Origin of the sequence: Pseudomonas sp. R3-56 (assembly GCF_051132075.1) — a bacterium.
In the GTDB taxonomy this organism is placed as follows: Bacteria; Pseudomonadota; Gammaproteobacteria; order Pseudomonadales; family Pseudomonadaceae; genus Aquipseudomonas.
In genome coordinates this window covers 5,641,058-5,653,537 of sequence record NZ_CP071657.1, presented here as the reverse complement: position 1 = coordinate 5,653,537, position 12,480 = coordinate 5,641,058, and the positions used below count along the sequence as shown (strand labels likewise).

The 12,480-nt window shown below is 62.4% G+C and carries 12 protein-coding genes; 2 read left to right on the top strand and 10 right to left on the bottom strand.

The features are described from left to right. Positions 1-64: 64 nt before the first annotated feature. Genes J3P96_RS25635 through J3P96_RS25610 form a run of 6 tightly spaced genes read right to left on the bottom strand, consistent with a single transcriptional unit; the run spans position 65 to position 4,292 of the window. The gene (locus tag J3P96_RS25635; RefSeq protein WP_434653900.1) at positions 65-1,747 is read right to left on the bottom strand and encodes an AMP-binding protein; all 1,683 of its coding nucleotides are present in this window, start codon (positions 1,745-1,747) and stop codon (positions 65-67) included. Then, entirely contained in the window at positions 1,744-2,289 is a 546-nt protein-coding gene (locus J3P96_RS25630; RefSeq protein WP_434653899.1) for a hypothetical protein, read from the bottom strand. Before J3P96_RS25630 ends, J3P96_RS25635 begins: the two co-directional genes overlap by 4 nt. Further along, positions 2,286-2,540 carry an acyl carrier protein gene (locus J3P96_RS25625; RefSeq protein ID WP_434570106.1) on the bottom strand — a complete coding sequence of 85 codons (255 nt, stop codon included), beginning with the start codon at positions 2,538-2,540 and terminating at the stop codon, positions 2,286-2,288. The genes J3P96_RS25630 and J3P96_RS25625 overlap by 4 nt, the downstream gene beginning before the upstream one ends. A 9-nt stretch (positions 2,541-2,549) precedes the next feature. Beyond that, entirely contained in the window at positions 2,550-2,807 is a 258-nt protein-coding gene (locus tag J3P96_RS25620; protein ID WP_434570104.1) for a phosphopantetheine-binding protein, read from the bottom strand. After that, positions 2,788-3,597: a lysophospholipid acyltransferase family protein gene (locus J3P96_RS25615; RefSeq protein ID WP_434653898.1), complete on the bottom strand. Its 810-nt coding sequence runs from the start codon at positions 3,595-3,597 to the stop codon at positions 2,788-2,790. Before J3P96_RS25615 ends, J3P96_RS25620 begins: the two co-directional genes overlap by 20 nt. Continuing rightward, positions 3,573-4,292: a beta-ketoacyl synthase chain length factor gene (locus J3P96_RS25610; protein ID WP_434653897.1), complete on the bottom strand. Its 720-nt coding sequence runs from the start codon at positions 4,290-4,292 to the stop codon at positions 3,573-3,575. The genes J3P96_RS25615 and J3P96_RS25610 overlap by 25 nt, the downstream gene beginning before the upstream one ends. A 358-nt stretch (positions 4,293-4,650) precedes the next feature. Here J3P96_RS25610 and J3P96_RS25605 point away from each other — a divergent pair, with 358 nt between their 5' ends. Next, positions 4,651-5,421 (top strand): ParA family protein, encoded by a 771-nt coding sequence (locus J3P96_RS25605; protein WP_434653896.1) that lies wholly within the window; start codon positions 4,651-4,653, stop codon positions 5,419-5,421. 123 nt (positions 5,422-5,544) lie between these two features. On the opposite strand, the gene trxC is transcribed toward J3P96_RS25605, so the two are convergent. Both trxC and ycaC read right to left on the bottom strand, forming a co-directional pair. After that, entirely contained in the window at positions 5,545-5,967 is a 423-nt protein-coding gene (gene trxC, locus J3P96_RS25600) for a thioredoxin TrxC (protein ID WP_434602606.1), read from the bottom strand. 164 nt (positions 5,968-6,131) lie between these two features. Continuing rightward, on the bottom strand, positions 6,132-6,758 hold the full coding sequence (gene ycaC / locus J3P96_RS25595; protein WP_018603387.1) for an isochorismate family cysteine hydrolase YcaC: 627 nt from the start codon (positions 6,756-6,758) through the stop codon (positions 6,132-6,134). 282 nt (positions 6,759-7,040) lie between these two features. Between ycaC and J3P96_RS25590 the strand changes: the two genes are divergently transcribed. Next, the gene (locus J3P96_RS25590; protein ID WP_434653895.1) at positions 7,041-7,310 is read left to right on the top strand and encodes a hypothetical protein; all 270 of its coding nucleotides are present in this window, start codon (positions 7,041-7,043) and stop codon (positions 7,308-7,310) included. Between the two features lie 296 nt (positions 7,311-7,606). Here the strand turns inward: J3P96_RS25590 and selO are convergent, their stop codons facing one another. After that, positions 7,607-9,070 carry a protein adenylyltransferase SelO gene (selO, locus tag J3P96_RS25585; RefSeq protein ID WP_434653894.1) on the bottom strand — a complete coding sequence of 488 codons (1,464 nt, stop codon included), beginning with the start codon at positions 9,068-9,070 and terminating at the stop codon, positions 7,607-7,609. 37 nt (positions 9,071-9,107) lie between these two features. Beyond that, entirely contained in the window at positions 9,108-12,470 is a 3,363-nt protein-coding gene (gene mscK, locus J3P96_RS25580) for a mechanosensitive channel MscK (protein ID WP_434602609.1), read from the bottom strand. Positions 12,471-12,480: the final 10 nt, after the last annotated feature.

The following is a 12,480-nucleotide window of genomic DNA, read 5'->3' as shown; positions in this document are numbered from 1 at the left end:
GGTTGCTGCGCAACCCAGCGGGGATAAATCCCCTCGCCACAAAAGAACGCAGCGTCCATGTGGATTAATCATTGGTTGGCCCCAACACAATCCGCCCACTGGAGCACGCCGCGGTGTCATTGCGATAGGTGAAATACAACTTGCCGCGCTCGCGATCGAAGCGCAGGTGTAGCTGGATTTCATCGCCGGGGCGCACCAGTTGCTGGAATTTCAGCACTTCCATGCCGACGAACCGTGGCGGCAACTCCATCAGTTGGCGGCCCAGGTTCAAGGCCCAGTCCACTTGCACAACGCCAGGCAGGACCGGCGCGGTGGGAAAGTGACCGCTGAAGTACGCCAGGTCTGGAGGCACGGCCAGACGCAGGTTCCATTCGCCGTCGGTCTCGCCTTGGTCGAGCACTTCAGGCGCCTTCGGCCGTGGCGCCATCAGCAAAGCTTCGACCTCGGCCTGGGCCAGTTTGCCCTGGGCGTTGAACGGCAGTTGCCGTAGCCAGCGCCAGCGTCGCGGCAGGGCCAGGGTTTCGCAATGTCCGCTCAGGTGCTGGCGCAGGGCCTCGGTCATGGCTCGTCGGCCCAGGTTGCGCAAGGCATGCAGGCCGGTTTCGCTGAGCACCAGCAGTGCGCCGAGAGAAGCACGATTTTCCTGGACCACCCCCAGCCGTGCTTCGCTGACCCAGTAGTGGGCCGTCAGCGCCTGCTCCAGCATTGGCAAAGAGATACGTTTTTCTTCAAGCTTGACGATGCGATCCAGGCGGCCGAGCAATTCGAAGCGCCCGTCCTCAGTGATACGCGCCGCGTCGGCGGTGTGCTCGACATGGCCGCTTGGGAGATAAGGCGAAGCAATCAGCAGGGCGCCGTCACTGTCCTGGCCCAGTTCAACGCCGGCAAAGGGTTGCCAGAGGTCGCCGCCCTGACGCCAGGCGATACCGCCGGTTTCCGAGCTGCCGAACACTTCCGTTGGCCATTGTCCCAGGCGTTGCTGAAGGCTGCGGGCTGCTTCGGCCGGCAGTGCGCCGCCGGAGGAGAACACCCGGCGGACGCTGCTCAAGGCCGGCCAATCGAGATTATCGCCCATGCGCTTGAGCAGCGCGGGGCTGGCGACCCAAGCAAATGCCGGATGCTCGCGACTGGCGCGCTGAAGGTCTTCCGGGAAAGCCAACTGCCGGCGCACAAAGGTGCGTCCGGCGCATAACGGCCACAGCACCCGGAACAGCAGACCGTAGATATGCTGGGTGGCGACGCTGCCGATCATGCAGGCCTGCGGACCGAGGTCGGCGCCCCACAATTGCTCCAGCGCCTGGACTTCATTGCTCAGCTGGCGCAGGGTTTTCTCGATGCGCTTGGGCTCGCCACTGGAGCCGGAGGTGCACAGGGTCAACCAGCACTGATCGAGGTCCAGTTCGGCGGCTTCCAGCGGCGCCTGGCGGATCTCGTCGGCCCGGATGTCTGCTGGCAGGTCGGTCAGCCACAGGTCGACGTCGGCCGACCAGCGCTGGCGGGTTTGCGCTTGCAGGTCGGCGGGCAGCAGCACATGCGCCCCGGCGCGCCAGGCGCCGAGCAGGGCCACTGCGAGGTCGGCGGCATCTTCGAAATGCACGGCCACGCGCCGGATGCCCCGGGCTTGCAGGCCCGCAGCCAGGCACAGTGCGTCGTCGCGCAGTTGCGAGTGGTTTAATGCCGGGGCGACTGCAACAACGCGGTCCGGCTGGGCCTCGAGCAGCATCTGCTCAAGTGTTATCCAATTCATGGGCGGCCTCTTACCCGTTGTCGTATGAGCCATTCAATGGCAAACATCAGGCCCATCAGTCCGTAGGAAATCAGGCCGGTGTACAACATCCACCAGCTCAGCGGCGCCCAAAGCGTCAGGACCGCAGCGAGCACACCGTTACACAGGAAAAACACACTCCAGGCCACTGTCACCCGGCGGGTATAGGCCACCGCGCTGGCGGGCAACTGCGGCTCCCGCAGGCGGGCCAGGCGCTCAACCATCGGCGGGCCATATTTCAGGCTCAGGGTGAACAGCCCGAGCATGAACGCGCTGATCAGCACCGGATACCAGCGCAGCAGGAGCGGGCTGTCGAACACCGCGAGCAATACACAAAAGGTAATCGCCGAGGCCGCCATCCAGCGATTGCCGGGGTTGCCTTTGCCGAGCAACGCCCGGGCCAGCCACAGGCCACCCAATAACAGCCCGAACTGCCATGGAGCAAAGTGCTCCATGCCGAAATACACCGCGAAGGGGTACAGCAGGCCCGCCAGCAGCAGGCCGAGGCCAATCAGCCGGCTCATGCGGCCGGTTGGACCAGTCGATAGACCGCCTCGACCACGTCGTTGACGGTGCGCACCGATTTGAATTCTTCGGCGGCAATCTTCTTGCCGGTCTGGCGCTTGATGTGGTCGATAAGGTCGACCGCATCGATGCTGTCGATTTCCAGATCCTGGTACAGGTTGGCTTCCAGCGTCACGCGATCGGGCTCCAGCTCGAAGAGCTCGACCAGGGCAGCACGCAGAATGTTGAAAATGTCGTCGCGAGTTTGCATGGTCCGGTCTCAGGGGCGTTTTGCAGTGACGAAGGCCGCAAGGCTTGCCACATTGCTGAAATGGTTACGGGTGTCCTTGGCGTCGGCGTCGATCTTGATGCCGTACTGCTTCTGAATCGCCAGGCCGAGCTCCAGGGCATCCACCGAATCCAGGCCCAGGCCTTCGCCGAACAGGGTCTGGTCGTCGCCGATGTCCTCGACGGCGATGTCTTCCAGGCCAAGGGCGTCGATGATCAGCTGTTTGATGTCACGGTGCAGATCGCTCATCTTCGGCGAGCTCCTTGATGTAATAGTGATGCAGAAAATCGTTGAGCCGGCGCGAAGCCTGCGGCGGGGGGCCGAGCGCGGTGAAGGCCTGTGGGTCTATATCGGCCCCTACGCGAAAACTGAAGTGAACGCGCCGCTGGGGGATGCGATACCAGGGTTCGGCCTTGGTCAGGGTGGTGGGGCTGACCTTGATCGTCACGGGTGTGAGGATCTTCGCGCCCCGCAGGGCGATGGCCGCGGCCCCGCGATGAAAGGCCGGGGCCTGGCCTGGCTGGGTGCGCGTACCTTCGGGAAAGACGATCAGGCACTGGCCGTCCTGCAGCGCGTCACTGGCAGCATCGAGCATGTCCATGCTGCCGTCGTTGCTGATGTATTGCGTCGAGCGCAGCGGGCCACGGGTAAAGGGGTTGGTCCAGAGACTCTGCTTGACCACGCAGTTGGCGTCGCGCACCAGCCCGATCAGGAACACCACGTCGATCAGCGAAGGGTGGTTGGCGATGATCATCTGCCCGGGCCGGCCGAGTTTCTCCGCGCCGTCGATTCGATAGGTGAGCACGCCGGTACGGGCCATGAACTGGATGAAGAACCAGAACAGACGTCCAACCGTGCGGCGCGCCCGTTGCCGATGGGCCGTGGGATCGCCGGGTAACGCACTGAGCAACGGGAACACCACCAATCGCAGGCACAGCCCGCCCAGCCCGAAGAGGGCGAAGCTTGCAGCGGTCGCGAGCAGGCGCCAATAGTAGGCGTCGCGATGTTTACCGGTCACCGGTTGCGTTGCCAGGTCCATAGACGATTCTTCCAGGCATGTTGGCAGGTGGTGTCGTTTTCCAGCAGCTTACGCAGCAGATCCAGGGCATGGGGCCAGTCGCTGCCGAGCATCGGTGCCGGCGGGCTGGATAATTCAAGTTGCCAGTCATCGCCCGAAGTCAGCAGGAGCCCCAGCGCGTAGGGAAACGGCACGTCGTTGACCCACGGCGCGTACACCTGCGGTGGTTGCTCTTCAGTGATCACCAGCAGTACCGCCGGCGCACCCTCGTTCAGCAGTGCGGCGGCCTCCAGCATGCCGTGCTCCAGGCCGTCGCCGGTAGCGGCGAGGGCGGTCATCTCGCTGGTTTCGCCGCGCATGATCGACCACAGGCCGATGACGGCGTTATGCACCGACAGGCTGAACTGTGTCGGCGACAAGGGCTGATCGGCTGCCAGGTCCTTGAGAATCTCAAATGTGCGCGGGGTTTCGCCGTGACGGGAAATAAAGACCAACGGCAGGTCCGGCCGACCTTCGGCCAGTGGCCAGGCGACGCTGAACGCCATGCGCGCCAGGCGGCTGAGTCGGCGGCGCTGCATGGCGGGCAGGAAGGACACGTCAGGGGCCGCATCGCTGATGGGCGGCACGACCGGTTGTCGGCTCCATGCCTGCCAATCGTCCACGCTTTCGAGCCCAGGGGCCCATGCGCGCCATTGGGCGATGTTGAAATTGATCACAGACTCATCCCACCCCTGCGGGCTTTTTCTTGTCACGGTTCAGTGGCTTGACCCGCGTCCAACCCTGCATGGCCTTGCGACCCAAGTGGCGCGCATTATCCCGGTGCGGTTGGCTTGTAGCAAATGCTGGTTACATTTTGTCCAGAGAAATCCGTCGGCTGGTCAGGCCCTGCTCGGGCATGGCCATTATCGCGCTTGTAACGACGCTGTCTGTCGGACGCTTCAGCCACTTGATGGGCAAATTGACGCTCGGTTCCGCGAAAAAGCCACCGGCACTGTAATCCGTCCATGACCGAGGTAGCGAAGCGGCGCCTTGGCCTACTACACTCGGGAATCTTTGATACACGGAGGTTTTGTCATGCGGCGTGTGGTGTTCAATCAGAAAGGTGGCGTGGGCAAGTCCAGCATCGCCTGCAATCTGGCGGCGGTCAGCGCCAGCGAGGGTTATCGCACGCTGTTGGTGGACCTGGATGCCCAGGCCAACTCCACTCAATACCTGACTGGCCTGACCGGCGATGACATTCCCATGGGGATCGCCGACTTCTTCAAGCAGACTTTGTCGTCGGGGCCCTTCTCGAAGAAGAACAAGGTCGATATCTACGAGACGCCGTTTGACAACCTGCACGTCATCACCGCCACGGCGGAATTGACGGATCTGCAGCCCAAGCTTGAGGCGAAACACAAGATCAACAAGCTGCGCAAGCTGCTCGAAGAGCTCGACGAGGACTACGACCGGATCTACCTGGATACTCCGCCAGCCCTGAACTTTTATGCGGTTTCCGCGCTGATCGCGGCAGATCGGGTACTCATCCCTTTCGATTGCGACAGCTTCTCCCGCCAGGCGCTGTATGGCCTGATGGCGGAAATCGAAGAGCTGAAGGACGACCATAACGAAGGTCTGGAAGTCGAAGGCATCGTCGTCAACCAGTTCCAGGCTCGCGCCAGCCTGCCGCAGCAGATCCTCGACGAATTGATTGCCGAAGGCCTGCCGGTGTTACCGGTGTACCTGAGCAGTTCGGTGCGCATGCGTGAGTCGCATCAGGCGAGCCTGCCGCTGATCCACCTGGACCCGCGGCATAAGCTGACCCAGCAGTTTGTGGAGTTGCATAATCTGCTGGAAAACGCCTGACTGCGGTTTGTGCAAAACCAATGTGGGAGCGGGCTTGCTCGCGAAGACGGTGTATCAGACACATAAGTGTCGACTGGCACACCGCCTTCGCGAGCAAGCCCGCTCCCACAATATCGAACGGCTTCAGATCCCCTGGCCGCGCAACCAATTCATCAGCTGCGGCAAAGGAAACGCCCCGCTCTGCCGGGCAACCTCCCGGCCATCCTTGAACAGAATCAGGCTGGGAATCGAGCGAATCCCCAGCTGGGCCGACAGTTGTTGATTGGCCTCGCTGTCGAGCTTGGCCAGTCGGCATTTACCCGCCAGCTGCGCGGCGGCCTGTTCGAAGACCGGCGCGAAGGACTTGCACGGACCGCACCAGTCTGCCCAGACATCCACCAACAGCGGCAGGTCGCCCTTGATCTGGCTGGCGTAGTCGCCTTGCTTGAGTTCGAACGGTTCGCTCAATAACACCTGGGCCTTGCAACGTCCGCACTTGGGCTGGTCGCCCAGGCGTTCGGCGGGGATGCGATTGAGGCCGTTGCAATGAGGGCAGGGGATCAGCATCGGGTCGGTCTCCTGAAAATTGTTGGCACAACACTATACGCAAATCACAAAAAAACCTGTGGGAGCGAGCCTGCTCGCGAAGGCGGAGGATCAGTCAAGAATAATCGACTGTCGGACCGTTTTCGCGAGCAGGCTCGCTCCCACAGGGTATATCGGTGTGGCCGTTACTTCGCGTTGGTCAGCGTGTTGTAGCTGGTCATCAGGTTGCGATAGTCCGGGATGTGGTTGGAGAACAGGGTCGCCAGACCTTCCACATCGTTGCGCCAGTCGCGGTGCAGTTCGCAGGCCAGGCCGAACCACGTCATCAATTGCGCGCCCGAGGAGGACATGCGGTCCCACGCCGATTGGCGGGTCAGTTCGTTGAACGTACCGGACGCATCGGTCACCACGAACACCTCGAAACCTTCGGCCAGGGCCGACAGGGCCGGGAAGGCCACGCAGACTTCAGTCACGACACCGGCGATGATCAATTGCTTCTTGCCGGTGGCCTTGATCGCCTTGACGAAATCTTCGTTGTCCCAGGCGTTGATCTGGCCAGGACGAGCAATGTAGGGAGCGTCCGGGAACAGCGTCTTGAGTTCTGGCATCAGCGGGCCGTTGGGGCCGGTTTCGAAGCTGGTGGTGAGGATGGTCGGCAGTTGGAAGTACTTGGCCAGGTCAGCCAGGGCCAGCACGTTGTTCTTGAAACGGTCCGGGTCGATGTCGCGCACCAGCGACAGCAGGCCAGCCTGGTGGTCCACCAGCAGAACGGCGGCGTTATCTTTGTCGAGACGGTTGTAGGAAGTAGTCATGGCGTAGTCCTCTAAGTTTTGGCTGCCGATCGTTCGGCGTGGGTAAGGGTTTTTGATCTCGGTAAATCGGTGATCCATCTGGCCGAAGCGCCGGCTTCAATCCGTGTTGCGTTTCGATGGGTAAAGATTAAAACCGACACCTTTGTCGCGCCAGACTGCAAAAATCAGCCTTAGCGTTCTATTTTAAGAACGATGCGCTGCGCCATTCATCAGATTAGCCGCACCCCCAGCCCGCCAGACCCTCAAAACACCACAACGTACTTTTGCGAACCCGGAGGTCCTATGAGCAATCCTCAAGACCCAACCCTTCCCCAGACGCTGGACAACCCCAACGACGACGGCTTCGTGCTTGGCACCGCCGGCCGCGACGAAGACCCGAACGCCGCCACGGCCTATGCGACCGATGACCGCCATGATCGTGACGAGCTCACCCCGGAAGACGCCCACGGCATGCCGGGGTATCCCGACGAAAAAAAACCGGCGGAACCGGCGGCGGAAGAAGCGGAATCGGGAATCGAGACGCCTGAGCAGGGGAACGATAAGGCGGGGTGAGCGGGTAGCCCGGAGGTGGGCGGTTGATTGAAGATCGCCATCGCGAGCAGGCTCGCTCCCACAGGAGTTTGGTGTTGTGGTCTATATCGCGATCACATCGCTCCCAATGTGGGAGCGAGCCTGCTCGCGAATACTCTCTCTCCCTGACAATCTGAAGCCGTGGCGAGGGAGCTTGCTCCCGCTCGGCGGCGTAGCCGTCGTGGTTTACCTGGACGACTGCGTCGGTCTTTCAGGACTGCTTCGCAGCCCAGCGGGAGCAAGCTCCCTCGCCACGGGGCCATGTGTCTGGCAGGTCGTTACGACGAGCAGCTGATCTCCAGGTGCTTGCCCCATTCCGGCGGCCTTTCGGCGTAGCTGTCCATGCCCGGTTGTTCTTCGAACGGACGGGACAGTACGCCGTGGAGGCGGCGGACTTCTTCGTAGTCGCCTGATTCGGCGGCGTCGATGGCTTTCTGCGCCAGATAGTTGCGTAATACATACAACGGATTGACCGCGTGCATGCGGGCTCTGCGCTGGGCTTGATCGACAACGCCCTCGCGATTGACCCGAGCGAGGTAAAGCTCGCCCCAGGCATCGAAACCCTTGAGATCGACAAAGTCATCGCGCAAGCGAGCGACGGCCTGTTCGGGCGCCTGTTCGCCCAGGCGACGGAAAAACAGGCTGTAGTCGACGCCGCTGTTTTGCATCAGTTGCAGCAGGCGCTCCACCAGTTTCTGGTCATCGTCCTCGGCGCGGGTCAGGCCGAGGCGGCGGCGCATCAGGTCCAGGTAGTGGGCCTGGTACAGCGGCAGATACAGACCCAGGGTCTCGCGCAGGGCGTCGACGCTGATGAAGGGGGTCAGGGCCTGGGCCAGGGCGCTGAGGTTCCACTGGCCGATAGGCACCTGGTTGCTGAATGAATAGCGGCCCTGGTCATCGGAGTGGTTGCAGATGAAGTTGGCGTCGAAGTCATCGAGGAAGGCGAAAGGGCCGAAGTCGAAGGTGATACCCAATATCGACATGTTGTCGGTATTCATCACCCCGTGACAGAAGCCGTAGGCCTGCCATTTGGCAATCAACTCGGCGTTGCGTTCGACAACCTCCCGATACATCGCCAGGTATGGTTCCGGCTGCTCCCGGCATTCAGGGAAATGCAGGTTCAGCACGTGCTCGGCCAGGGCCGCGTGCAACTCCGGTTTCTTGGTGTAGTAGAAGTATTCGAAATGCCCGAAGCGCACATGGCTCGGCGCCAGGCGCAGCACCATGGCGGCGCGTTCCTGCTTTTCGCGCCATACCGGGGTGTCGGAGCCGATCACACACAGCGCGCGCGTGGTCGGGATGCCCAAGGCGTGCAGAGCCTCGGAGGCGAGGAATTCGCGGATCGAGGAGCGCAGTACCGCCCGGCCATCGCCCATCCGCGAAAACGGTGTCTGGCCGGCGCCCTTGAGGTGCAGGTCCCAATGCTCGCCGGCCTCGTTGTACACCTCGCCCAGCAGCAACCCGCGGCCATCGCCCAATTGCGGGTTGTAGTGGCCGAACTGATGCCCGGAATACACCATGGCCCGAGGCTCGGTTTCGGCCCAGAGTTTGTGGCCGCCGAAAATTTCGGCAAACAGTGGCGTCTGTGCTTCGGCCGGATCCAGGTCAAGCAGCGCCATCGCGGCCGGGCTGGCAACCACCAGGCGCGGATTGTCGATGGGCTCCGGCAGCACGTGGGCCGAGAAACCGTCGCCCAGGCGGGCGAAGCGGTTATCGAAAGTCAGCGTTTCCAGTGTTTTCATGGCCATCTCCGACGGGGCGCCCGCAGGCATCCCGCGATCAGTCGAGTGTCTGTTGCGGTGGCTCGGGAACGGGCTTGATGCTGGCTACGGTCGAGGGCACAGGCCCGAGGGTCTTGTGGTCGGGCTCGGCGGGCACCAGTTTGTATTCCTGGCCTTGCAGGTTCTTCAGATAGATCTCCATCTGACGGAACGAGATGTTGATATGTTCCTTCTTGAATTCCCGGTTGATGAACCGGTTGATCTCGTCCAGCACCGGGTTGCGGTCGCCGAGGTCGCGCACGTGCATGCGCAGCTCGTGGTCCAGGGTGCTTTCGCCGAAGTTCAGGAAGTACACGATCGGCTCCGGCTCCTTCAACACACGCGGGTTGTCGCGGGCAGCCTTGAGCAGCAGTTCGCGAACCCGATCCAGGTCCGAGCCGTAGTCCACGCCGAGTTTCAGGGTTACCCGGGTCACGGTGTCGGTCAGCGACCAGTTGATCAGTTGCCCGGTGATGAAGGTCTTGTTCGGGACGATGATGTCCTTGCGATCGAAGTCGGTGATGGTGGTCGCGCGAATGCGGATCTTGCTGACCGTGCCCGACAGGTTGCCGATGGTGATGGTGTCGCCGATCCGTACCGGACGCTCGAACAGGATCATGATGCCGGAGATGAAGTTGGCGAAGATCTCCTGCATGCCGAAGCCCAGGCCCACCGACAGCGCGGCCACCAGCCATTGCAGCTTGTCCCAGCTCACGCCCAGTGTGGACAACGTGGTGACAAAACCGACGCCGGCGATGACATAGGACAGCAGCGTGGTGGTGGCGTAGGCGCTGCCCTGGGCCAGGTTCAGCTTCGACAGCACGAACACTTCCAGCAGGCCAGGCAGGTTGCGCGCCAGGGCGAAGGTGATACCGATGATGATCAGCGCGCCAAGCATGTCGCCGATGCTGATGGGCACCATGCTCATGTTCACGCCGGTGCCGCTGGTGTATTCGTAGAGGGTGATGTTGTCCAGGTAGGAGAACACGCTGATCAGGTCCGACCAGACCCAGTACAGCGCGGCCATGAAACCGCCCAGCAGGGCCAGGCGGATCAGGCGCAGGGACTGTTCGTTGACCTTCTCGATGTCCAGGGTCGGCTCCTCGACCACCGTTTCACCGTCGCCGACCTCCTTGGCCGCCTGGCGCTTGGCCAGGGCGCGCTGATAGGCCAGTCGCCGGGCCGCGACCGACAGGCCGCGCACGAAGGTGGCTTCGATCACCAGCCAGAACATGAGCAGGTACAAGGTATTGATCAAGCGATCGCTGAGTTTCAGCGCGGTGTAGTAGTAGCCGAAGCAGACAGCGACGAACAAGGCGATCGGCAGCGCGGTGAACAGCACGCCGACGGCCTTGCGAAACAGCGAGGCGTTAGTGTGCGTCGGGCTGCTGAGCAGCAGTCGGCTGAGCAGCCAGGCCATCGAGGCGTAGCAGGTCAACACCACCGGCATGCCGAGTACGTCGTCGGCCAGGGCCGACGGCTGCAACTCCGCCACGGCAACCACCGCCACCAGGGCCAGCACCACCAGGCCAAGTCGACGGATCCAGGCCTGGAGGAATTCCACCTGGGGTTTTTCCCAGCGGAAATGCAGCTCGGCGACGCCGCCGGGAGAGAGGATTCGATAGGCGGTATAGAACACCAGCCAGGCTTGGCCGATCTGCAGTAGCGCGGCGCCGAGGTTGGTGTTCTGCCCGCGGGCGTCGATCTGCAAGGCATAGCCACACAGCGCCAGTGCCAGGGCCACCGGCATCGCCAGCAGAATGTTGATCAGGATCGCCTGTGGGGTGTGCCACTGGCTGTCGCGCTTGAAGTGGCCGACATCCTGGTGAACCTTGTTCAAGCGCGCATAAAGATTCTTGCGTCGCCACAGCAGCGCACCGATCAGCAGTGCCAGGGGCAGGAACAGCAGCGGCCGCTGGGTCAGGCCGTCGGCCAGCTCACTGAGGCTCGACGCCCAGGGCAGTGAGTCGACCTGCTTCTCCAGGCGGGCCGGCACGCCACGCATCCATTCGAAATCCAGCGGTTTGTTGCTGGGAATCCAGAACATCTGTTCTTCGAGCGTTGCCCGTAGGTTCTGGGCGGTACTGAGCAGCTGCTTCTGGTTGAGCTGCAAGGTGATGGATTCGTTGAGCACCGCGCTCAACTCACGGTTCAGCCGTTCCAACAGGTCGACCCGGGTCAGGGCCAGCTCCAGCAGCGTCTTGCGCAGTTGCGGCGTGACCTGCTCCGACGGCTGGGACGCCAGCAGGCTGTCGACATAGGCGCCGGGATTGTTCAACAGCTCGCGTTGCTGGCTGACCTCGAACTGGTACAGGCGGATGTCGGCGATCTGGTCGGCGAGGTTCTGGTCCAGTTTCAGGTGTGGCAGGGTCTGGCGCTGCTTGTAGAGAATCTTGGAGAGCAGCAGGCTGCCCTTGAGCACGCTGATCTGCTCATCCAGGGCGGCGTCGGTCTGGGTGACGCTATCGAGCAACTGCTTGGTTTGCAGGTTCTGCTGGGTGACCTCGTTGAGCCGATCGGTGCTCTTGAGCAGGTAATCGGAGAGCTTCAGGTTGGCCGAACTTTCGGTCGCCAGCAGGCTGCTGCCGCCGGCCTTCTGCGCTTCGATGGATTGCTGGGTCACTGTTTCCTGGGACTGGGCCAGGCGCTTCTGGTTGATCAGGTTCTGCAAATCCTGGATCTCTCGCTCCATGCGGTCGATCTTTTCCGACAGCAAATCATGCTGGCTGTTGCCCAGGTCTTGCAGCTGGCTGTTGCCGGCCAGCTCCTGGCGGCGCAATGGAATCAGCGCATTGAGGGCCGCCAGTTCAGCGTTGAGCTGGTCGCGCTGTTCGGCGCTGAGGGCCTTGCCGGCGTCGCGGCCGGCCTTGAGGATGGTGTTGATCTGCTGGATGCGGGTCTGGCTGGCGGAGATTTCCGCCTGGGCGCGCTCGGGGCGGGTCTGGGCGGTGATCACCAGGCTGTTGGCGTCGGCCAGGGCCTTTTGCAGGTCGCTCTGCTGGGTGGAGCGCTCCGTCAGCATCTGTTCGAGCTGAGGGATGGGCAGGTTAGCGTAGCGCTGCGCCACCGGCACCACATTGGTGCCCTTGAGCCGCGCCAGCTCGCGCTGGTTCTCGATGTTCTGCTTGGGGGCGTTGGCCAGTTGCTGCTTGAGGGCTTGCAGCTTCTGTTCGTAGTCGGCCTTGTTGCTGAGCTGGGTCAGGGTGTTCTGCAACACGGCCTGCAAGGCTTTCTGGTCGGCCTCCGGCAGTTTGCGGTCGGCGATCTTGTCCAGGCTGGCCTGGACCGAGGCGCTGGTAGGCGGTTCGGCGGCGTGCACCGTGCAGATGGAAAGACTCAGGCCGAGCAGGGCGATGGCGAAAAAGGAGCGCAGGGTAGGCATAAAGACCGGT

Coding starts and splice junctions, on each gene's coding strand:
- J3P96_RS25615 (WP_434653898.1), bottom strand. CDS start 3,597: ATGGACCTGGCAACGCAACCGGTGACCGGTAAACATCGCGACGCCTAC.
- J3P96_RS25605 (WP_434653896.1), top strand. CDS start 4,651: ATGCGGCGTGTGGTGTTCAATCAGAAAGGTGGCGTGGGCAAGTCCAGC.
- J3P96_RS25630 (WP_434653899.1), bottom strand. CDS start 2,289: ATGAGCCGGCTGATTGGCCTCGGCCTGCTGCTGGCGGGCCTGCTGTAC.
- trxC (WP_434602606.1), bottom strand. CDS start 5,967: ATGCTGATCCCCTGCCCTCATTGCAACGGCCTCAATCGCATCCCCGCC.
- J3P96_RS25620 (WP_434570104.1), bottom strand. CDS start 2,807: ATGAGCGATCTGCACCGTGACATCAAACAGCTGATCATCGACGCCCTT.
- J3P96_RS25635 (WP_434653900.1), bottom strand. CDS start 1,747: ATGAATTGGATAACACTTGAGCAGATGCTGCTCGAGGCCCAGCCGGAC.
- J3P96_RS25590 (WP_434653895.1), top strand. CDS start 7,041: ATGAGCAATCCTCAAGACCCAACCCTTCCCCAGACGCTGGACAACCCC.
- ycaC (WP_018603387.1), bottom strand. CDS start 6,758: ATGACTACTTCCTACAACCGTCTCGACAAAGATAACGCCGCCGTTCTG.
- selO (WP_434653894.1), bottom strand. CDS start 9,070: ATGAAAACACTGGAAACGCTGACTTTCGATAACCGCTTCGCCCGCCTG.
- mscK (WP_434602609.1), bottom strand. CDS start 12,470: ATGCCTACCCTGCGCTCCTTTTTCGCCATCGCCCTGCTCGGCCTGAGT.
- J3P96_RS25625 (WP_434570106.1), bottom strand. CDS start 2,540: ATGCAAACTCGCGACGACATTTTCAACATTCTGCGTGCTGCCCTGGTC.